Consider the following 20,518-nt stretch of genomic DNA (forward strand, 5'->3'; position numbering starts at 1 on the left):
CGCCGGCGCTACCATGGCCTCCACCATGCAGCAAACCCACTCTCCCACCGACGCCCCGCTGATCGCCCTGATCGCCGGCGAGGATTCCGGCGACCAGCTCGGCGCCGACCTCATCGTGGCCTTGCGCCACCGGTTCCCCGGCGCCCGCTTCGTGGGCATCGGCGGCAGGCGCATGCTCACGCAGGGCTTCGAGTCCTGGTACGACATTCGCGAGCTGTCCGTCATGGGCTTCGCCGAGGTGGTGAAGCACCTGCCGCGTTTGCTTCGCCTGCGCCGTGAATTGCTGGCGAAGCTGCTCGACGCGAGGCCGGCCCTGACCATCGGCATCGACGCGCCGGACTTCAATCTCGCCGTGGAACGCAAGCTCAAGGAAGCCGGGCTCGTTACCGCGCACTACGTCAGTCCCTCCGTGTGGGCCTGGCGGGAGAAGCGCGCCGAAAAGATCGGCCGCTCCGCCGAGCGCGTGCTCTGCCTGTTTCCCATGGAGCCGCCGATTTACGCGCAACATGGCGTGGACGCCCGATTCGTAGGCCATCCGCTGGCCGATCGCTTCCCCATGGTGTCCGAGCGCGACGGTGCGCGAGACGCCCTCGGCCTGCCGCACGACGCCCCCGTGCTGGCCGTTCTGCCTGGCAGCCGGCCCAGCGAGATCGAGCGAATCGGCGCCATCTTCATCGATGCCGCAAAGCGCGTTTCCGGGGCCATGCCCACCCTGCGTATCGTGGTGCCGGCGGCGAACGAGCGCGTGCACGCGCGCCTCGCCTCTCTCCTCCAGGGTTTCCCCGGCACGCCGCCGATGCTGATCGACGGCCAGGCGCACGAGGCCATGCTCGCCGCCGACGCCGTGTTGCTGGCCTCGGGCACGGCGACGTTGGAGGCCATGCTCGCCAAGCGTCCGATGGTGGTGGGCTACCGCGTCTCGCCCACCAGCTACCGCATCGCCAAGGCCCTGCGCATGCTGAAGACCGACGTCTACAGCCTGCCCAACATCCTGGCCCGCGCCTGCGGCCTCGGTCGCGAGCGCCTGGTACCGGAGTTCATGCAGGACGAGTGCACGCCCGACAACCTGGCCAGGGCCACGCTGGAGCTGCTCGCCGACAGCGAGCGCCGCGGTGCCATCGTGACCGCGTTCGAGTACCTCCACCAGGCGTTGCGGGGGGGCCTGGAAGGCCGCGCGGCCGACCACGCGGCCGAGGCAGTAGCCGACCTGCTGGAACGCCGGTAACCTTCCGCGCATGCCCCGCCGCCGTAACGTCACCTCCCAACTTGCCCGCGACCTCGTCGTCGCCGGCGTGGACGAGGCCGGACGCGGGCCATTGGCCGGGCCCGTGGTGATCGCGGCGGTGATTCTCGATCCGGCCCGCCCCATCCGCGGCCTGGACGATTCCAAGCAGCTGGCCGAGGCCGTGCGCGAGAAACTCTACGTGCGCATCGTGGAGCGCGCCCTGGCCCACTGCGTGATCTTCGTGGAACGCGACGAGATCGACCGGATCAACATCTTCCAGGCCACCATGATCGGGATGACCCGTGCCCTCATGGGCCTCTCGCTGGCGCCGCACATGGCACTGGTGGACGGCAACCGCCTGCCGCGCACCCTGCCTTGCGAAGGCCGGGCCGTGATCGGCGGCGACGGCTCCGAGCCTGCCATCAGCGCGGCCTCCATCCTCGCCAAGGTCAGCCGGGACCGGCACATGACGGCCCTGGACGCCCTGCACCCGGGTTACGGCTTCGCCCGGCACAAGGGTTACGCCGTTCCCGAGCACCTGGAAGCCCTGGACCGCCTGGGGCCCTGCGAGATCCACCGGCGCAGCTTTGCCCCGGTGCGGCGCTGGTTCGAGCCCGAGGTCGAACCGGCACCGATGGACGACCTGTTCGCCGTCGCGGCCCTATAGGCCAAACGGCCTGGCCTAAAGTCCTTCTGGATCCTGCCGATATGAAGGCTAACGCCCTCCGAGCGGGGGGTGTCGCCCTTTCCCTATCGCTCAGGTAACACCCCATGAAGAAGCTCGCCATCGCCATCGCGCTGTTCGCCGCTGCCCCCCTGTCTGCCCAGGCCGCCTGCGCCGCCAAGGACTTCACCATCGACGGTTTCGCCGTGAAGGTCCAGCAGGGCTCGGGCCAGCCGCGTTTCAGCATGAAGGGCAACCTGGTCAACAAGTGCACCGAAGCCGCCGCCGCGCAGATCCGCATCGACGCGAAGGACGCGTCGGGCAAGGTCATCGCCAGCAAGCAGGGCTGGCCGGCCGGCACCTCGAACATCGACCCGGGCAAGAGCGTCGACTTCGACCTCGGCCGCCTGTTCCGCTATTCCGCCGACATGCAGGATTACACGGTGGTCGTGTCGGACGTGAAGGCCTGGTAAGAAGGCTGGCCAGCCGGGCGTACCGCAAGAGCCGCCGTGGCGGCTCCTGCGGTGAGCGATTTCGACGATCAGATGTAGAGCCACCGCGCTTTTTCGCCGGTCGCGAAGTCATTTGCCCGCGCGGGTAGCCAGACCAGCGCATGTGCCGAGGCCAGATTGCTCAGCATGTGCGACTCCTGGCGTGGCAGCAGTTCGAGGGCGGTGACGCCGCCGCTCATGTCGGGGCGCATGCGCACCAGCCTGTCGCGTTCGCTGTCCGCTTCCACGGCCGATGCGAGTACGCCGCTACGCCATGCCGGTTGTTCGGTGGTTTCGCCTTCGAGCTGTGCGAGCACGGCGCGCGCGTGCACGGCGAGGCAGACCAGCACCGCCGCGGGATTGCCCGGCATGCCTAGCAGTACCTTGTCGTCGCGCATGCCAAACCACAGCGGCTTGCCCGGCTTCTGTGACACCTTCCAGAAGATCTGACGCACGCCCAGGCGGTCTGCAACGACGGGCACGAAGTCGCGGTCGCCCACGGAGACGCCGCCGCTGGTGACGATGAAGTCCGCGCTGTCGAGCGCGGCGCTCATGGCTTCTTCCAGGGCAACCTCGTCGTCACGAACGTAGGCGATTACCGGTTCGCCGTAGCCGTGCTCGACGAACCATGCGCGTAGCAGCGGACCGTTGGCATCGTAGACCTGGCCGGGAGCGAGCGGCTCGCCGACGCGTATGACTTCATCGCCGGTGACGAGCACGGCCACGCGTGGCCGGCGGTAAACCTCGACCGAGTCGATGCCGGCCATGGCGAACGCAGCCAACAGGCCCGCGGTGATCCGCTGTCCCGCTTCGGCTATCGCCGTACCCGCGACCAGTTCCTCGCCTTCGTAGCGGATCGCCTCACCCTTGCGCACCGCTTCGCGCAGCGCGATGCCTTCACCCGTGCGTTCGACGATCTCCTGGCGGGCCACCGCATCGGCGCCTTCGGGCACCACACCGCCGGTAAGGATACGTACGGCTTGCCCCGGGCCCACCGTCACCGCAGCCGGTGCGCCCGCCGCGGCGGTGCCGATAAGCGTCCTTGCCGAGCGGCCGTCCGAAGACTGCACGGCGTAACCGTCCATCGCGCTCTGCGTGAAGCGCGGCAGCGAGATATGGGATTTGGGTGCTTTCGACAGCACCGAGCCGAGAGCGAGTTCCAGGGGAACCCGCTGCGTCGGTAGCGCGCGTATGGCGGATCGGTAATGGGCGAGTGCGTCGACGATGGGCAGGAGGGCCATCAGGAGGCCTCCCCGTAACCGCCGGGATGCTTGCCGCCGGTGCGGCCGGTTTCGAGCAGGTGGATCAATCCGGGCAGGGTGGCCGCCAGCGACTCGCTCGCACCGCCACGGCTGCCGGGAAAGGTGACGATCAACGTGTCGCGCGCATAGCCCGCCACGCCGCGCGACAGCATGGCGAAGGGCATGCGTCGCTGACCGAAGGCGCGTGCGGCTTCCATGATGCCGGGGATTTCCACCTCGAGCATCGGACGCACGGTGTCCACCGTGATATCGCGGGGGCCGAGGCCCGTGCCACCCACCGTGATCACGAGCGATATGCCGCCCTCCACCAGCGAACGCAGCAGGTTGCCGAGCACGTCGGCGTCGTCGGCGATGATGGCGTACTCCACGGGATCGAAGTTCGCCTCGATCATGGCATCGCGTACGTATGCGCCTGCCGTGTCGGTTTTGTGGCCGCTGGCAACGGTATCGGAAAGCACCACCACGGCGGCGCTGCGCGGCTGCGCCAGCGTACGGCGGTAATGCGACTTGCCGCCGGTCTTGCGTTCGAGACGGCAGTCCTCGATGTGCAGCTCATCCGGTTCGGCATACGGCTTAAGCATGTCGTACAACGTGAGCGCCGCGAGACTTGCCGCCGTCAGCGCTTCCATCTCCACGCCCGTGGGGCCGATGGTCTGGACCTCGGCGATGACGCGGACGGAGGTCTCTTCCAGCTCGTAATGCACATCCGCGCGATGAATCGGAAGCGGGTGGCACAAGGGAATCAGTTCATCCGTGCGCTTCGCGGCGAGGATGCCGGCGACGCGCGCGGTCTTCAGTGGATCGCCCTTCTCCGTCTCACCGCTGCGCAGGAGGTCGATGCATGCGGCAGGCGCGTGGAGGGTCGCGGTAGCGCGGGCAACGCGCAGGGAATCCGGCTTCTGGCTGACGTCTTTCATCCGTGGCTCGTATGGGAGTGGTGGTGGCGATGCACCGCCGGGGGATCCTGTTCCAGGTCGTCGCGGATGCAGCAGCCTTCGACGAAGGCCCTGCTGCCGTCCGTGTAGAACTCTTCCTTCCAGATCGGTGCGCCGTGTTTCACGGCGTCCACGGCGTAGCGGCAGGCCTCGAAGGCTTCCGCCCGATGCGGTGCGCGGACCACGCAGACAATGGCGATGTCGCCAATGGCGAGATCGCCCAGGCGATGGACGATACGCACGTACGGTACGCCGTAGCGCTCGCGCGTCACGTGTTCCACCTCGCGGATTATCTTCGCCGCCAGCGGTTCGTGCGCCGTGTACTTGAGGTGGCGTACCGGGCGTCCCTCGTGGTGGTCGCGTACCGTACCGACGAACAGCGCCAGGCCGCCGCACTCCGGATGGGCGTCAAGTTCCAGCAGGGGCTCCACGGCGACGGGAGCGTGGGAAAGGACGTCGTGCGTCGTCATGCTCAGCCCCCTGCCACCGGTGGCAGAAGTGCGATCCGTCTGTCGGACGGCACGGCGTCGGTACGGCGCACGATGGTGTCGCCCGATACGCAGGCGCAGCGATCCAGCGAGCCCGCCAGTTCCGGACGCTCGCGGGCGAGCAGCGCCAGCGCGTCGCCGATGGTGGCGACAGCGTCGCCGGCATCGACGCGGTATTCCTTCGCGCCGGCCAGCCGTTCGAGGTTGGCGAAGAGTTCGAAGACGATCGGTTTCATGGACATCCTGGCAAAAAGGGGCGGTGTTCAGCCGCCCATGGCGTGCATGGTGAGCGGGCGATCCACCGGGCCGGGACGCGACGCGTAGCCGGCGTCTTTCAGCCAGACGGCGCGTGCAATCTGCGCGGCGAGCGCGTCATCGCCGGCGCCCTCACGCAGTCGCGCACCGAGTGGCACGCCAATGGGCGAGAACAGGCAGGTGAACAGCTCACCCGTCGCGGTGATCCGCAGGCGGTCGCAGGTGGAACAGAAGGGGTTGGAAACGGTGGAGATGATGCCGAGCGGGTAGTGGCCGTCGACGAGATACGGCGTGGCCGGATCGTGACTGCGTGGCTGGGCTTCCACGGTATGTGACTGGCGGATGGCGGCGAGGATTTCCGCTTCAGGCACCACGGTGTCCCGCTTCCAGTGGCCCGGCGCGTCGAGCGGCATGTATTCGATATAGCGCAGCGGCAGGCCACGGGCCATGGCCCATTCGAGCAGGGGCACGATGTCCTTGTCGTTGTCGCCCCGGATGACTACCGCGTTGAGCTTTATCCTGGCGCCGGCGTCCGCGAGTGCGGCGATGCCATCGAGCACCGTATCGATGTCGCGCCGGGTCAGGCGGCGGAACGTCTCGGGATCGACGGCATCCAGGCTTACGTTGAAATCGTCGATGCCGGCCTCGACCAGCGCGCGCGCCCTGGGGGCGATGCGCGAGGCGTTGGTGGTCATGGAAAGACGTGTCAGCCCGCGTTCGCGCAGGGCGTCGATGGCGCGCACGCAGTCGAGCAGGTCGGGGCGCAGCAGCGGTTCTCCGCCGGTGAGGCGGATCTGGTCGATGCCGTGGTCCACGAAGAGGCCAGCCAGGCGCACGATCTCGTCGCGCGCGAGCAGGCTGGCGCGCGGCAGCCAATCCGGATGTTCAGGCATGCAATAGGTACAGCGAAAGTTGCAGCGGTCAGTGAGAGAGATCCGCAGCTTGCGCTTGGTACGTCCGTGCCGGTCAATGAGTGGGGACATAGTCGCCTTAGGAAAACACAGAGAGCGTGAGACGGGTGTTTCGGCCGTGTCACGCCCCTTCCAGGGCAATCGTGCCAGACTTCGCCCATGAGCGCCTTGGACCCATCTACCGCTCCCGGCTGGCCCGCGTGGCCGGACTATGCCCTCGTGGAAGACCTCCTGCCGTCGCTGCGGGAATTCGCGCATCGGGGGCGCGTGGCGCTGGCGACGCTGGTGACCGTGGAAGGGCCATCGCCGCGGCCAGTGGGAAGCGAGATGGCGATCGCGGGGGACGGTGCCGTCGCCGGCTACGTGTCCGGCGGCTGTGTGGAGGCCGCCGTGGCGAGCGAGGCTGCAAGCGTGCTCTCTGACGGCCGGCCGCGACTGCTCGATTATGGCGTGGGTAGCGACGTCGTCGACATCCAGCTCAGCTGCGGCGGGCGCATCGGCATCTTCGTCCGGGAACTGCGTGAGCCGTCCGCTTACGTCCAGGCACTGGGCTTGGCGCGACGGGAACGGCGTACGGTGACCTCGCTCGTCGATGCCGCGACGGGTAGCTGGCGCATCGAGGGCGGTCTTCAAGCAGGGCTCGAAAATACTTACGCCGTCGTCCATCGTCCGCCATTGCGACTGGTCACGGTGGGGGGCGATCCGGTGACGCTGGCGGTAGCGCGGCTCGCTCCACTGGTCGGCGTGGAAGTCGTGTTGCTTCGGCCGCATGGGCCGGGGTCGCCGCCGCCGAATGTGATCCTGGCCGCCTACGATTCGCGCTCGCTCCCGATGGCGCTGGCCGATCTCGTTCTCGACGACCGCACAGCCGTCTACTCCCTGAGCCACGATGCCGAAGTGGACCACGTCGTCGCCGCGCACGCGCTCCGTTCGCCGGCCTTTGCGGTCGGCGTGCTGGGCAGCCGGAACAAGATCGCCGCGCGTATCCGGCGCCTGCGCGTTCAGGGCGTGAACGAGGATGCGCTGGAGCGCCTGCAGTTGCCCGCCGGCTTGCCTATCGGGGCGCAGACCCCGCACGGCATCGCGCTGTCCATCCTCGCCCAGGTCTGCCAGCGCGATCGCGCACGGCAAGCGTGAACATGTCCCACGATGCGGTGATCCTGGCCGCGGGCGGCAGCCGGCGGCTTGGACGGCCCAAGCAGTTGCTGACGCGCGATGGCGAAACACTGGTCGCCCGCGTCACGCGCCTGGTGCTCGCCACCCGGCCGGACCGGACGATCGTTGTCGTGGGCGCCCGCTGCAACGAAGTCGCCACCACGCTCGCCGCTTTCGATGTGCAGATCATCGTCAATGAACTCTGGTCGACCGGTATGGCTTCGAGCGTTCGCCTGGCCGCCGCGGAACTTGCGGGCCGCGGTCGAGCCACGCTCGTAACCGTCGTCGACCAGCCAGCGCTCGAGGCAAGTCACTTGTCTGCCCTGCTGTCAGCTCATGAAGACGCGGCCCACGAAGACGACCGCGACACCGTCACCGCCTATGGCAATGCGGCCGGCATCCCCGCCATTCTCCGGGCCTGCACCTTGTCCCGCGCGATCGAGCTGGAAGGCGACATGGGCTTTCGCGGCTTGTTCAGCGACATGACACCGCGCAGCGTGCGCGCCGATGAACTGGATGACGACCTGGATGACGATGCGGACCTGCGCCGTGCCATCGCCGCAGGGCTGGTTGACGATCCGAGACTGCCACCACGTGCCTGAAGTCATCGTTCCAGGCGGAAATTCCTTCTTCCGTGCAAGAAAAGCCGGGCTGACACCGGCATACTGCAGATCAGACCCCCGGGAGCTACCCATGGCCACTAGCCGCCTCATCTATCGCCATCGATGGCCAATCCGCGTGATGCACTGGATCAACGTGGTGTGCCTTTTCGTGTTGCTCGGCAGCGGCTTGCAGATTTTCAACGCGCATCCCGCGCTGTACTGGGGACAGCGCTCGGATCCCGGCAAGGCCGTGCTCTCGCTGGAAGGCGGCAGGGACGCGCAAGGGAATCCGAGGGGTACCACACACATCGGCAAACACGGCTTCGACACCACCGGTGTCTTCGGCGCGTCGAAGGTAGACGGTGAATGGACGGCCCGCGGCTTTCCTTCGTGGGCGACCATCCCGGGTCCTGGCTGGCTGGCGATGGGAAGGCGCTGGCATTTCTTCTTCGCCTGGCTGTTCGTTACAAACGGCATCGCTTACGTGGGCTGGTCGCTGTTCAGCCGCCACCTTGCGAAGGACCTCGTGCCCACGCGCAACGACTGGCGCGGCGTCGGACGCTCCATCGTCGACCATCTGCGCTTCCGTCACCCGGCCGGGGAGGAGGAGGCCCGCTATAACGTGTTGCAGCGCATCGCGTACCTCGTTGCCATCTTCGTCTTCGGCGGCGGGATCGTACTGATGGGAATCGCCATGTCGCCGCGCATGGATACCGCGCTGAACTGGCTGGTCGAACTGGTCGGCGGGCGGCAATCGGCCCGGACCATCCACTTCATCATCGCCACCGCATTCGTCGCCTTCGTGCTGGTGCACGTCTTCGAGGTGCTGGTGAGCGGCCCCCTCAACCAGCTGCGCGGCATGATCACGGGCTGGTACCGGATACACGACGACAAGGAGGCGCCCCGCCATGACTGACCGCCGCCGTTTCCTGCGCAACACCCTGCTGGCCGTCGGCGGCGCCGCGCTCGCGGGCTGCGACCGCATTTCCGAAAGCGACACCGGTACGAAGGTGCTCGAATCCGCGGAAGCGGTGACGCGGCGCGTCCAGCGCTTCCTCACGCCCTCGCGCGCACTCGCGAAGGAATACACGGAAGCGGACATTTCGGCCGTGTTCAAGCCCAACGGCAGCACGATGCCTGACACACCCGTGTACCAGGCGCTGCTTCGCGGCAGCTTTGCCGATTACCGGCTGGAGATTGACGGCCTGGTGGATCGACCCGCGCGCCTCTCGCTGGATGAACTGAAAGCGCTGGGAACGCGCACGCAGATCACCCGCCACGATTGCGTGGAGGGCTGGAGCGCCATCGGCAAATGGACGGGTGTGCCCCTTGCGGCATTGCTCGACCACGTGGGCGCGAAGGATGGCGCCCGTTATGTCGTCTTCCACTGCTTCGATAACTACGAGGAAGACACCCCGTACTACGAGAGCATCGACCTGGACGAGGCCCGGCATCCGCAGACGCTGCTTGCCCACGCCCTCAACGGCGAGGCACTCCCCGTCGGCAACGGCGCGCCACTGCGGCTGCGCGTCGAGCGGCAGCTGGGTTACAAGCACGCCAAGTACATTCGCCGGATCCAGGTCGTCGCCAGTTTCGCCGACATCGGCGAAGGCAAAGGCGGGTACTGGGAAGACAACGGTTACGAGTGGTATGCAGGCATCTGACCCCTTTTTCAGGCCCCGTCCTACCCCGCTTTTCCGCAGCGCGTCACGGGGACCCTGAAAAAAAGGGCTGACAAATGCGAAAAATCTTCGTCGAGCCTATTTTCAGCGGACGAAAGCAACGCTAGAGTGAGTCGCCCGCTGGGCATCGGCCGGTACGGCCGCCTCATTCGATCAAAGTGACAAGGATAACCATGGCCAAGACCACCAAATCGGCGGCGAAGAAGGCTGCCAAGGCTCCCGCCAAGGCTACGAAGGCGCCTGCCGCCCTCAAGCCCATCAAGGATCCGCTGTCGAAGTCCTCGCTCGTCTCGCACATCGTCGAGCAGAGCGGCGTGGACAGCAAGAGCGTGAAGGCCGTCCTGGCCTCGCTCGAAGGCGCGATCTCGGCGTCGGTTCACAAGAAGGGCGTCGGCACGTTCACGCTGCCCGGCCTGCTCAAGATCACCTCTGTCGCTGTCGCTGCAAAGCCGAAGCGCAAGGGCAAGGACCCGTTCACGGGCGAAGAGCGCTGGTTCGCCGCCAAGCCCGCTTCGGTCAAGGTCAAGGTCCGTCCGCTCAAGAAGCTGAAGGACGCCGCCGCCTGAGTCTTCGCGGTGGAGCAACCGCCGCGACCCAGGAGGTAACCAAGAAGACCCCTGCCCTCGGGCGGGGGTTTTTTGTTGTAGGAGCGCACCCTGCGCGCGACAGTTTTTGAGGCTATGGCTTGGAGCTGGCGCGCAAATCTGAATACGGCGGCGAAAAGCTGTCGCTCTCAGGGTGCGCTCCTGCTTGACTACACTTGTCGCAGCGCATTCTGGCTACACTTGCGCCGCCAGGCCGTGCTGAACGAACAGATGGCGAGGCTTTCGATGAAACAGCAGGAACTTCTCACGGCAGGCCGACCCCACCGGTTCGCGCGATCCCGCAGCTTACGCCGCGGGCCACGCGGCCATCGGCAGGGAGCAGGCGGACCTTGCGAAGGACATCGCGGAACTTGAAAAGGAGCGCGCCGCCATCGGCCAGATGTGCGCCGCCGCGTCCCGGCGCGAGGCGGAAGCCGCGCGGAAGGCCAACGACGAAGTGCGGGCGATCCTCGCCGAGGCCATTCGTAACCACGCGGTGGAAACCGCCCACTGATCCTGTTTCTGTAGGAGCCGCTATAGCGGCTCCTACATTACCCCGGTATGGTGAAGGGCTTCGCGCGAAGCGCGCCTCTCACGTACCGGAGACACCATGCAACTCGAATCAGGCACGGTCATCGAAGCCAGGGCCTTGCTCTTCGATATGGACGGCACGCTGATCGATTCCCGCATGGTGGTGGAAAGGATCTGGAAGCGCTGGTGCGAGGAGAACGGCATCGACTGGCACTACGTGCTGCCGCGCCTGCACGGCGTGCGCATGCTCGACTCGGTGAAGATGTTTGTGAAGCCGGGCATGGATGTCAAAGCGGTACACGAACGCCTGTATCGCGAAGAGCTGGAGGACGTCGAAGGCATCGTTCCGATCCCCGGCGCGCCGCAACTCCTCACGGAGCTTCCGCCCTCGAGATGGACCATCGTGACGTCGGCCGATACACCGCTGGCCGAGGCACGGCTAGGCGCGGCCGGCATCATCCCTCCTCCCCTGATGGTCGCCGGCGAGATGGTGGCCGACGGCAAGCCGGATCCGGAAGGTTACCTGTTGGGCGCCGCGCGCATGCGCACGGCGGCGGCCGATTGCGTCGTGTTCGAGGATGCGAAGGCCGGCATCGATGCGGGGCTGGCGGCAGGCGCGCGTGTCATCGCGGTTGCGGGCGATCATCCGGGTGAAATACCGGCGAACGTCGAATGGGTGAAGGACCTGACGGCGTTGCGCTTCGACGGCATGCACGAAGGAAAAGTGCGCCTGGTCGTGCGGTGATCCGTGCCGCCAGGTGGCCACGATGCGAATCGTTCGCAGCCGTGCTAACTAGCGGGAATGGCGGCTCCAGGATGTAAGCGCCCTGAAAGCCTGCCACGACAGGATGCGCGCATCTGTTTCCGGAGCGTATCCTTGGCCCTCATGCGCATCCTCCTCGCTGAAGACGATGCCGCCATCGGTGCGGCAGTACGAGCCTCGCTCGAACAATGCGGTCATGCCGTCGACCATGTAACGGACGGCGCCAGCGCCGACCATGCCCTGCGCGACCACGATTACGACCTGCTCGTGCTCGACCTGGGCCTGCCCCTGCTCGACGGCAGCGACGTGCTCTCCCGCGCGCGCAAACGCGGTGCCGGGCTGCCCGTGCTGGTGATCACGGCACGGGAAGGCCTTAAGGAACGCGTGCGCGTGCTCGACCTCGGTGCCGACGATTACCTGGTGAAGCCGTTCGCGCTCGCGGAATTCGATGCCCGCGTGCGCGCCCTGCTCCGCCGGCGCACCAGCCAGGGTGCGCCGGAGTTCCGCATCGGGCGGCTGCGCCTCGACATCCCCGGCCACCGCGCGTGGATCGACGACACCGCGCTGGACCTCACCGCCCGGGAGTTCGGCCTCGTCGAGGCGCTGGCCACGCGCGCGGACAAGGTCACCAGCCGCGCCCAGCTGATCGAGGCACTGTGCAACTGGGACGAGGACCTGACCGACAACGGCCTGGACATTGCGTTGCACCGGCTGCGCAAGAAGCTTCAGGGCTCGGGCACCAACGTGCGCACGATCCGCGGACTAGGCTACCTGCTCGAAGAAACCGCAGATGCCTGAACGCCGTACCGGCGCGCCGCGGCGGCCTGCGCGACCCAGCCTCCGGCGGCGCCTGCTCACCTTCCTGCTCGTACCGGTGCTCGGCGTGCTGCTCCTGGACGCCGTGATCGGCTATTTCGTGGCGCTGGCCTATTCGAACCGCGTGCACGACGCCACGCTCTCCGACAATGCGCTCACCCTCTCGGAAATGATCGGCAGCGATGCCCTGCGTGGCGAGCTGAGCGAACAGGCACGGTTCCTCCTCGAATACGATCCCAACGGCCGCAACTACTACACGGTGACCAGCGACCGCCCTGGAAGGGTGATCAGCAATGCGACGCTCGACGGACCGGACGTGGCCGTGGACGGGCCGCCGAAGCTCTACGACACCGAGCTCGGCCATCGGCCGCTGCGTGCCGCGACCATGCGGGTGCCCAACCGGCATGACAACGGCGATGTTCTCACGATCACCGTGGCGGAAAACCTGCGCGATCGCCATGCGCGAGCGCGCGCGATCCTGCTGCTCACCCTGCCGATGCAGGCGCTGCTGATCGTGGCCGTCCTTTTCCTCGTCTGGCTCGGCGTCAGCCATGGCCTGGGTGTGCTGGAACCGCTGACGTCGCGATTGGCGCGCCGCGAGCATGACCTGGGGCCTATCGGCGAAGCAGACGTGCCGGTGGAAATCCTTCCCCTCACCCGCACCATCGACGATCTGTTCGCGCGCATGCGCAACATGCTCGGCCTGCAGGAGCGTTTCATCGCCGATGCCGCGCACCAGTTGCGCACGCCGCTGGCGGGTATCCGGCTGCATGTGGAGCGGCTTGCCGATACCACCGATCCGGCGCAACGCGCGGATGCGATGGCCCACGTGCAGCGCCTTGCCGCGCGTGCCGCCCGTACGTCGGCGCAGTTGCTCGCCCTCACCCGCACGCAGTCGCCGGATCTGCCCGATCGCGACGGCATGGCCGCGATCGACCTGGCTGCCGTGATTCCGGAAGCAGTGGGGATGCGCGTGCACCAGGCACTTTCCGCCGGCGTGGACCTGGGATACGAAGGTGTCGATGCGCCGTGTTTCATCCGTGGCGACGCCCTGCAGGTGCAGGAAGTGATCGACAACCTCGTGGACAACGCCTTCCATTACGCGGGCCGCGGCCACGCGGTCACCGTTTCCCTTTCCTGCGGTGACAGCGACGTGTTGCTGGCCGTAGAGGACGACGGCCCGGGGGTGGAGGAAACCTTCCTCGGCCAGCTCGGCGAGCGCTTCTTCCGCGTGCCCGGCGCGGATGAGGCGGGAACGGGGCTGGGCCTGGCCATCGTCGAAAGCATCGCCGAGCGACATGGCGCGCGGGTGGTATTCCTGCACGCAACCTCGGGCGGCCTCCGCGTGGAGCTGCATTTTCCTGCGACCGCCCCTCCGGGCGCGCTGCTACCCGTGGTGGAAAGGCCGCTGAAACTGCCCGTAGGCAACATACCTTCCTCGCAGAGGCGATGACGGGGGGTTGGATGTGGGAAGGTCGCCGGCATTCCGGTTCGAGGGTGGGCGCGACGGCGTCCTGCTGGTGCATGGCCTTGGCCGCACCCCGGACGAGATGCGCCTGGTCGGCAAGGGCCTGAACCGCGCCGGCTTCACCGTCGTGGGCGTGCAGTTGGCAGGACACGGCGGAGACGAAGACACGTTGCTCGCCTCGGGCTGGAAAGACTGGTACGCCAGCGTGGAGACCGCCGCAGCCGAACTGAGCGGTCAGGTGGATCGCGTCTTCGTGGCCGGCGCCTCGATGGGCTCCCTGCTCGCACTACGCCTTGCCGCGATGCGACCGGAATGGGTGGCGGGTGTCGGCGTCTACGGCGCGACGTTCCGCTACGACGGCTGGTCCGCCGGCTGGGCCACGCGCATGGCCTTCCTGCTGCCGCTGTTCAAGCGGCTGGGCATCGGGCGCCACCGCCGCTTCCTGCGATGGCCGCCGCAGGGCTTTCGCGAAGAACGCCTGCGCCAGCCGTTCAGCCGGGGGGTGTCGCCCTGGCCCGGCGCGGCTTCCGGCCATGCCGGGGATCCGTGGCACGCGCTGGCGGAAACGGTGGAGCTTGCGCGCGACGTGCGCCGCCGATTGCCAGCCGTGCTGGCTCCCTGCTTCATCGCGCACGCCTTGGACGACGAAGTCGCCAGCGCGAGCAATGCCGACCTCGTGGCCCGGCACGTGCGCGGTCCGGTCGAAATGCTGCTGCTCGCCGACAGCTCCCACATGATTACGATCGACCGGGAACGACGCATGCTGATCGAACGTAGTGCGGACTTCTTCGACCGCATCGCCCGCGAAGCGCGCGCGCCACGCGCCGCGGTGTAGCGCGCCTTCATGCAGGAGACGTCAGGCCTTGCCCTGCTCTACCAGCGTGAGTGCGACCTTGTCGCGCAGGTACACGGGCAGGGCCAGTTCGGGCGCCACCGCTTCGCCGTCGCGGAAGCGGCGCGCGGCCACCTCGGCGACGTGCCGGGCCTGTGGATAGCGTCCGCCGTCCGCCGAACGCACGGGCGCGTGGATGCGCTGGCGCAGCACCGACTCATAGGTGGCCCAGCCCGTGCCGACCACATGCCATGCCGTGGCCTCGGGCAACTCCAGCGCCGCCGCCGTATCCACGCGCTCACGGTCGATGAGGGTAATGCCGCCGTCGTCTTCGCGACGCCACGTGGCCACGTAGATCTCGCCCATGCGCGCATCGATGACCGAGAGGATCGACGCATCGTCGTCCGGCGCTTCCAGCGCCAGCGCCTGCAAGGACGACACGGTGACGACCGGAACATCCAGCGCCATCGCCATGCCCTGCGCCAGCGACACGCCGAGGCGCACGCCCGTGAACGCACCGGGACCGCGGCCGACGGCGATGCCGTCGAGCGCCTGTCGCTTCAGCCCCGCTTCGGCAAGCAGGTCGTCGGCCATCGGCAGGACGAGCTCGGCGTGCCGGCGCGGCGCGATTTCGCTGCGCTCGAGCACCACGTCGCCATGGACGAGGGCGACCGAACAGGCTTCCGTGGAGGTTTCGATGGCGAGGAAGTTCATGGCGTATCCGGTATGGGGGGTGGCGTGGTCTGCGCGTACCAATCGATGCGACGAGTGAGATACATCAGCAGGCCGATTACCGTGACGAGCACCACCGATCCGATCAGCAGCGCGTACTGTTCAGCGCCGATCAGGCCATACAGTAACGGAATGAGCTTGATGAGGGCGCGCATGCCGATACCGAGCACTTTCGCGGTGATGGATTGCGTCCAGCGGAACATGGGCTTCCTCGCTTATCGCCTGGTGTACACGGATCGTCCGGCGGACAACGGCGGCGGGCGGGGTCCGTTTCTGGCTCGACGCGGGCAAGTGCTGGCGAAAATCGGTGTCTGGCAGCGCGTCCCTACACGGCGAAGAAGTTCACCACATCGCCCAGTTCACGCGTGCGGGGCATGGGCGGCAGGCTTGCCAGGAACAGGCGGCCGTACCCTTTCGTGCTCAGCCGCGGGTCGCACAGCACCAGTACGCCGCGATCGTGCACGTCACGGATCAGGCGGCCCGCGCCCTGCTTCAGGGCGATCACGGCGGTGGGCACCTGCCAGCCCATGAAAGGGTTGATGCCCGCCTCTTCCAGCGCCTCCAGGCGCGCCTGCAACACCGGATCGTCGGGCGTCGCGAAGGGAAGCTTGTCGATCACGACCACGCTCAGCGCTTCGCCCGAGACATCCACGCCTTCCCAGAAGCTCGCGGCACCCAACAGGACGCCACGACCGCTGGCGCGGAACGCCTCCAGCAGGCGATGCCGCGGCGCTGTGCCCTGCACGAACAACGGCCAGGGCACTCGGCCTTCCAGCAGTTCCGCGGCGCGGCGCAACGCACGATGCGAAGTGAACAAGAGGAACGCGCGACCGTCGGACGCATCCAGCACGGGACGAATTGCCGCAATGACGCGGTCGGTGTAATCCCGCGCGGCGGGGTCCGGCAGGTCCTTCGGCAGGTAGGCGAGCGCCTGGCGCGGGAAATCGAAGGGACTTTCCACATGCAGCGTATGCGGATCCTCGAGACCCAACTGGCGCGAGAAATGGCCGAAGTCGCCAGCGATGGATAACGTCGCGGAGGTATGGATCCATGCCGCGTCGGTGGACATGCGCATCGCACGCAGCGGCGACGCGAGGTCCAGCGGCGTGGCATGCAAGGCGAAGCCGCGCGGCCAGGTCTCGTACCAGCGCACATCGCTGGCGGAATGCTCCTCGGCGATGCGGTCGAGGCGCAGGCTAAGCATCTGCGCACGCTCGAAAATATTGGCAAGCCCGCGCGAGCGTTCGCCCAGGGCGCCTAGCAGGTCGGCCAGCGCGGCCATCACATCGCGCAACTCGATGAGCTGTTCACGCACGCCCGCTTCGCGATCGAGGGCGCCGAAGGGCCCGCGTGCCGGCAGCGGATCCATGGCGAGGCGCAGGTGCTTCACCAGGTTCTGGATAACCTCCACGGGCTCGAGCAGTTGGCTCATGGCGCCGGTAACGCCCTGCGCCTCGGCCAGCGCATCCTGGCCCAGGTCCACGATCTGCCGCGAGCTGACGCTCTGCGAGAAGAACTGCCCGGCCAGTTCGGGAATCTGGTGCGCCTCATCGAGGATGAAGGCGTCCGCGCCCGGCAGGATTTCGCCGAACCCTTCCTGCTTCAGCGCCAGGTCGGCCATCAGCAGGTGGTGGTTCACCACGACGATGTCGGCGTCCATGGCCTCGCGGCGTGCCTTCACCACGTGGCAATCCTCGAAGAACGGGCATTCCGAACCGAGGCAGTTCTCCGGCGTGGAGGTGACTCGCGGCCAGACCGGGGAGTCCTCGGGAATGTCCGCCATTTCCATGCGGTCGCCACGCCGCGTGCGCGCCGACCAGGCACGGATGGCGGAGAGCTGCGACACGAGCTGGCGGTCGGGATTGCCCTCGCGCACGGCCTGATCCAGGCGGTAGAGGCAGAGATAGTTGGCGCGGCCTTTCAGCAGGCTGAGCCGGGCGCGGCTGCCCAGCACGGAGTGCACGCGGGGCAGGTCGCGGAAGAACAGCTGGTCCTGAAGGGCTTTGGTTCCCGTGGACACGATGACCTTGCGCCCCGACAGGAGAGCGGGCACGAGGTAGGCAAACGTCTTGCCCGTGCCCGTCCCGGCCTCGGCCACCAGCAGGTCGCGGTCAGTGATGGCGGACGCCACGGCCGACGCCATGCGCTGCTGGGCCTCGCGTGGCGCGAAACCCGGCACCTCGCGGGCGAAAGGGCCTTCCGCGCCAAGGATCGCGGCCACTTCGAGTTCAGTCATCCGCCAAGTATCGCCTACAATGATGGTTTTTACGCCCTGAGCCCACGCATGGACAAGAGTTTCGAGCCGAGCCAGATCGAGTCGAAGTGGTACGCCCACTGGGAGTCCAACGGCTATTTCAAGCCGTCCGGCAAGGGCACGCCTTATTCGATCATGTTGCCGCCGCCCAATGTGACGGGCACGCTGCACATGGGACACGGCTTCCAGCACACCATCATGGACACGCTGGTTCGCTACCACCGCATGCGTGGCTTCGACACGCTATGGCAGCTGGGCACCGATCACGCGGGTATCGCCACGGAAATGGTGGTCACCCGCCAACTCAACGCCGAGGGCAGGCAGCGCTCCGATCTCGACCGCGAGTCGTTCATCGCCCGTGTGTGGGAATGGAAGAAGGAATCCGGCGGCACCATCGGCCGGCAGATGCGCCGCCTGGGTGTTTCCGGCGACTGGAGCCGTGAAGTCTTCACGATGGACGAAGGCCCCTCGAAGGCGGTTGTCGAGACCTTCGTGCGCCTGCACGAGGAAGGCCTGATCTATCGCGGCCAGAAACTGGTGAACTGGGACCCGGTGCTGAAGACGGCCATCTCCGACCTGGAAGTGGTCAGCGAAGAAGAAGACGGTTCGCTGTGGTCGATCTGCTATCCGCTGGCCGACGGTTCGGGAGAACTCGTCGTCGCCACCACGCGTCCGGAAACCATGCTGGGCGACGTGGCCGTGGCCGTGCATCCGGAAGACGAGCGCTATGCGCACCTCGTCGGCAGCATGCTGAAGCTGCCGCTGTCGAACCGGCACATCCCGATCATCGCCGACGACTACGTCGAGAAGGATTTCGGCACGGGCTGCGTGAAGATCACGCCCGCGCACGATTTCAACGACTATGCCATCGGCCAGCGTCACGACCTGCCGATGATCAACATCCTCACCAACGATGCGAAGATCAACGATGCGGCGCCGGAGAAGTACCGCGGCATGGATCGTTACGTGGCGCGCAAAGCCGTGCTCGCCGACCTCGAGGCCGAAGGCCTGCTCGTCGACACGAAAAAACACAAGCTGCAGGTGCCACGAGGCGACCGCACCGGCCAGGTGATCGAGCCGTACCTTACCTGGCAGTGGTTCGTGAAGATGGACACGCTCGCTGCGCGCGGGCTGGAACTGGTCGAACAGGGCCAGGTCAAATTCGTGCCCGAGAACTGGATCAACACGTATCGCCACTGGCTGGGCAACATCCAGGACTGGTGCATCAGCCGCCAGCTGACCTGGGGCCACCAGATTCCCGCGTGGTACACCGATGGCGGCGTGCTGGTCGTCGCGCGCAACGAAGCCGAGGCGAAGGCCAGGGCCGCCGCGCAGGGCTACACGGGTGCGCTGCGCCGCGATGGCGACGTGCTGGAAACCTGGTTCTCGTCCGCCATCTGGAGCCATTCCACCCTTGGCTGGCCTGATCCGCAGGCCCAGGCCGCGCGTGGCTTCGATCGCTACCTGCCGTCGAACGTGCTGGTCACCGGTTTCGACATCATCTTCTTCTGGGTCGCCCGGATGATCATGATGACCGACCACTTCACCGGCGAAGTGCCGTTCAAGGACGTCTACGTCACGGGCCTCATCCGCGACAAGGACGGCCAGAAGATGTCCAAGTCGAAGGGCAACGTGCTGGATCCGCTCGACATCGTGGACGGCATCGGCCTCGACGAGCTGCTGGAGAAGCGCACGCGCGGCCTCATGCAGCCGAAGATGGCGGACAAGATCGAGAAGGCCACGCGCAAGGAGTTTCCCGAAGGCATTCCCGCCTTCGGTGCCGATGCGCTGCGTTTCACTTTCGCCTCGCTCGCCACGCACGGCCGCGACATCAAGTTCGACCTCGAGCGTTGCGGCGGCTACAAGGCCTTCGTCAACAAGCTCTGGAACGCGTCGCGCTTCGTGCTGATGAACCTGGGCGAAGGCGCGCTCACGCCGACAAAGCCTTCCACTGAAGCGGAGCGCTGGATTCTTACCCGCCTGGGCCAGACCCTCGCCACGGTGAAGGAACAGCTTGCCCTCTATCGGTTCGACCTCGCCTCGCAGGCGCTGTACGAATTCACCTGGAACGAGTTCTGCGACTGGTTCCTGGAGTTGTCGAAGCCGGCGCTCAACGGTGGCGATGCCGCTGCGGTGGCGTCCACGCGCTATACGCTGGTGCACGCCCTCGAGACGATGCTGCGCGCGCTGCACCCGTTGATCCCGTTCGTCACCGAAGAAATCTGGCAGCACGTGCGTCCGCTGCTCGGCATCGACGGCGACACGATCATGCTGCGCCCCTACCCCGAAGCCTCCGACATCGCGACCGACGACGCCGCGACGGCAGAGATCGAATGGGTGAAGGACGTGCTCACGGGCGTGCGCCGCATCCGCGCCGAAATGAACATCGCGCCGGGCAAGATCATTCCGCTGCTGTTCGCCGACGGCGACGCCGCCGATCGCGGGCGCGCCGACAAGTTCGCCGCGCAGGTCGCCTTCCTCGGCCGCGTGGAACCGCCCATGTGGGTCGCCGGCGAGGAACCTGCCGCGGCGGTCGCCGTGGTCGGTGGCATGCGCGTGCTGATCCCACTCGAAGGCCTCATCGACGTGGGTGCTGAGAAGACGCGCCTGGCAAAGGAGATCGCGCGCGTCGAGGGCGAGATCAGGAAGTGCGAGGCCAAGCTGGGCAACGCGAACTTCGTGGCGAATGCGCCGGCCGAGGTAGTAGACCAGGAACGCCAGCGCATCGCCGACTGGACCCGCCAGGCGGATGCGATGCGAGATCAAGCCCGCAAACTTGGCTGATTCCCTGTAGGAGCGCGCCCTGCGCGCGACATCTTTTGGCGCCAGGTGTGGGGCCAGAAGCGAAAAGATGTCGCGCGCAGGGCG

General features: G+C 67.0%; 22 protein-coding genes. 13 read left to right on the plus strand and 9 right to left on the minus strand.

Features of this window, described 5'->3' with window-relative positions; all coding sequences use genetic code 11:
* The first annotated feature begins 25 nt into the window (after nt 1-25).
* The 3 genes from lpxB to VGM71_RS05390 all read left to right on the plus strand — a co-directional run bounded on the left by lpxB (nt 26) and on the right by VGM71_RS05390 (nt 2,362).
* The gene (gene lpxB / locus VGM71_RS05380) at nt 26-1,225 is read left to right on the plus strand and encodes a lipid-A-disaccharide synthase (protein ID WP_331542793.1); all 1,200 of its coding nucleotides are present in this window, start codon (nt 26-28) and stop codon (nt 1,223-1,225) included.
* Between the two features lie 10 nt (nt 1,226-1,235).
* A complete protein-coding gene (gene rnhB, locus VGM71_RS05385; protein ID WP_331542794.1) occupies nt 1,236-1,892 on the plus strand; it encodes a ribonuclease HII in 657 nt (218 codons plus the stop codon).
* Nucleotides 1,893-1,996: 104 nt separating this feature from the next.
* A complete protein-coding gene (locus VGM71_RS05390) occupies nt 1,997-2,362 on the plus strand; it encodes a hypothetical protein (RefSeq protein ID WP_331542795.1) in 366 nt (121 codons plus the stop codon).
* A 68-nt stretch (nt 2,363-2,430) separates the two neighbouring features.
* Here VGM71_RS05390 and VGM71_RS05395 read toward each other — a convergent pair whose 3' ends face one another.
* From VGM71_RS05395 to moaA, 5 genes are read right to left on the minus strand one after another with little or no spacing between them, the layout of a single operon-like run.
* Entirely contained in the window at nt 2,431-3,621 is a 1,191-nt protein-coding gene (locus tag VGM71_RS05395) for a molybdopterin molybdotransferase MoeA (RefSeq protein WP_331542796.1), read from the minus strand.
* On the minus strand, nt 3,621-4,559 hold the full coding sequence (gene moaCB, locus VGM71_RS05400) for a bifunctional molybdenum cofactor biosynthesis protein MoaC/MoaB (protein ID WP_331542797.1): 939 nt from the start codon (nt 4,557-4,559) through the stop codon (nt 3,621-3,623). The genes VGM71_RS05395 and moaCB overlap by 1 nt, the downstream gene beginning before the upstream one ends.
* Nucleotides 4,556-5,047, minus strand: a complete 492-nt coding sequence (locus VGM71_RS05405; protein ID WP_331542798.1) for a molybdenum cofactor biosynthesis protein MoaE — start codon at nt 5,045-5,047, stop codon at nt 4,556-4,558. The genes moaCB and VGM71_RS05405 overlap by 4 nt, the downstream gene beginning before the upstream one ends.
* Nucleotides 5,048-5,049: 2 nt before the next feature.
* The gene (locus VGM71_RS05410; RefSeq protein ID WP_331542799.1) at nt 5,050-5,301 is read right to left on the minus strand and encodes a MoaD/ThiS family protein; all 252 of its coding nucleotides are present in this window, start codon (nt 5,299-5,301) and stop codon (nt 5,050-5,052) included.
* A gap of 27 nt (nt 5,302-5,328) precedes the next feature.
* Complete coding sequence (moaA, locus tag VGM71_RS05415) at nt 5,329-6,489, minus strand: GTP 3',8-cyclase MoaA (protein WP_331542800.1); 1,161 nt, start codon at nt 6,487-6,489, stop codon at nt 5,329-5,331.
* On the opposite strand from moaA, the gene VGM71_RS05420 reads away from it, so the two are divergent.
* The 5 genes from VGM71_RS05420 to VGM71_RS05440 all read left to right on the plus strand — a co-directional run bounded on the left by VGM71_RS05420 (nt 6,391) and on the right by VGM71_RS05440 (nt 10,236).
* Nucleotides 6,391-7,368 (plus strand): XdhC family protein, encoded by a 978-nt coding sequence (locus tag VGM71_RS05420; RefSeq protein ID WP_331542801.1) that lies wholly within the window; start codon nt 6,391-6,393, stop codon nt 7,366-7,368. The genes moaA and VGM71_RS05420 overlap by 99 nt on opposite strands.
* A gap of 2 nt (nt 7,369-7,370) precedes the next feature.
* Complete coding sequence (locus tag VGM71_RS05425) at nt 7,371-7,988, plus strand: nucleotidyltransferase family protein (RefSeq protein ID WP_331542802.1); 618 nt, start codon at nt 7,371-7,373, stop codon at nt 7,986-7,988.
* A gap of 91 nt (nt 7,989-8,079) precedes the next feature.
* Nucleotides 8,080-8,904 carry a cytochrome b/b6 domain-containing protein gene (locus VGM71_RS05430; protein WP_331542803.1) on the plus strand — a complete coding sequence of 275 codons (825 nt, stop codon included), beginning with the start codon at nt 8,080-8,082 and terminating at the stop codon, nt 8,902-8,904.
* Nucleotides 8,897-9,652: a molybdopterin-binding protein gene (locus VGM71_RS05435; protein WP_331542804.1), complete on the plus strand. Its 756-nt coding sequence runs from the start codon at nt 8,897-8,899 to the stop codon at nt 9,650-9,652. Before VGM71_RS05430 ends, VGM71_RS05435 begins: the two co-directional genes overlap by 8 nt.
* 191 nt (nt 9,653-9,843) lie before the next feature.
* Nucleotides 9,844-10,236 (plus strand): HU family DNA-binding protein, encoded by a 393-nt coding sequence (locus tag VGM71_RS05440; RefSeq protein WP_331542805.1) that lies wholly within the window; start codon nt 9,844-9,846, stop codon nt 10,234-10,236.
* 283 nt (nt 10,237-10,519) lie between these two features.
* Here the strand turns inward: VGM71_RS05440 and VGM71_RS05445 are convergent, their stop codons facing one another.
* A complete protein-coding gene (locus tag VGM71_RS05445; RefSeq protein ID WP_331542806.1) occupies nt 10,520-10,747 on the minus strand; it encodes a hypothetical protein in 228 nt (75 codons plus the stop codon).
* Nucleotides 10,748-10,864: 117 nt separating this feature from the next.
* Here VGM71_RS05445 and VGM71_RS05450 point away from each other — a divergent pair, with 117 nt between their 5' ends.
* From VGM71_RS05450 to VGM71_RS05465, 4 genes are all read left to right on the plus strand, one after another.
* Entirely contained in the window at nt 10,865-11,530 is a 666-nt protein-coding gene (locus VGM71_RS05450; protein ID WP_331542807.1) for an HAD-IA family hydrolase, read from the plus strand.
* A 141-nt stretch (nt 11,531-11,671) separates the two neighbouring features.
* The gene (locus VGM71_RS05455; protein ID WP_331542808.1) at nt 11,672-12,346 is read left to right on the plus strand and encodes a response regulator transcription factor; all 675 of its coding nucleotides are present in this window, start codon (nt 11,672-11,674) and stop codon (nt 12,344-12,346) included.
* Complete coding sequence (locus VGM71_RS05460) at nt 12,339-13,817, plus strand: sensor histidine kinase (protein WP_331542809.1); 1,479 nt, start codon at nt 12,339-12,341, stop codon at nt 13,815-13,817. The genes VGM71_RS05455 and VGM71_RS05460 overlap by 8 nt, the downstream gene beginning before the upstream one ends.
* Before the next feature lie 13 nt (nt 13,818-13,830).
* Nucleotides 13,831-14,667 carry an alpha/beta hydrolase gene (locus VGM71_RS05465; RefSeq protein ID WP_331542810.1) on the plus strand — a complete coding sequence of 279 codons (837 nt, stop codon included), beginning with the start codon at nt 13,831-13,833 and terminating at the stop codon, nt 14,665-14,667.
* A gap of 21 nt (nt 14,668-14,688) precedes the next feature.
* Here VGM71_RS05465 and tsaB read toward each other — a convergent pair whose 3' ends face one another.
* The 3 genes from tsaB to VGM71_RS05480 form a co-directional block, all read right to left on the minus strand.
* Complete coding sequence (gene tsaB / locus VGM71_RS05470; protein WP_331542811.1) at nt 14,689-15,378, minus strand: tRNA (adenosine(37)-N6)-threonylcarbamoyltransferase complex dimerization subunit type 1 TsaB; 690 nt, start codon at nt 15,376-15,378, stop codon at nt 14,689-14,691.
* Entirely contained in the window at nt 15,375-15,599 is a 225-nt protein-coding gene (locus tag VGM71_RS05475; protein ID WP_331542812.1) for an inner membrane CreD family protein, read from the minus strand. Before VGM71_RS05475 ends, tsaB begins: the two co-directional genes overlap by 4 nt.
* Nucleotides 15,600-15,721: 122 nt before the next feature.
* Nucleotides 15,722-17,632, minus strand: coding sequence for an ATP-dependent DNA helicase (locus VGM71_RS05480; RefSeq protein WP_331542813.1), 1,911 nt, complete (start codon nt 17,630-17,632; stop codon nt 15,722-15,724).
* A gap of 48 nt (nt 17,633-17,680) precedes the next feature.
* Here VGM71_RS05480 and VGM71_RS05485 point away from each other — a divergent pair, with 48 nt between their 5' ends.
* Nucleotides 17,681-20,434 (plus strand): valine--tRNA ligase, encoded by a 2,754-nt coding sequence (locus VGM71_RS05485; protein ID WP_331542814.1) that lies wholly within the window; start codon nt 17,681-17,683, stop codon nt 20,432-20,434.
* Nucleotides 20,435-20,518: the final 84 nt, after the last annotated feature.

Origin of the sequence: Luteibacter sp. (assembly GCF_036499525.1) — a bacterium.
Classification (GTDB): Bacteria; Pseudomonadota; Gammaproteobacteria; order Xanthomonadales; family Rhodanobacteraceae; genus Luteibacter.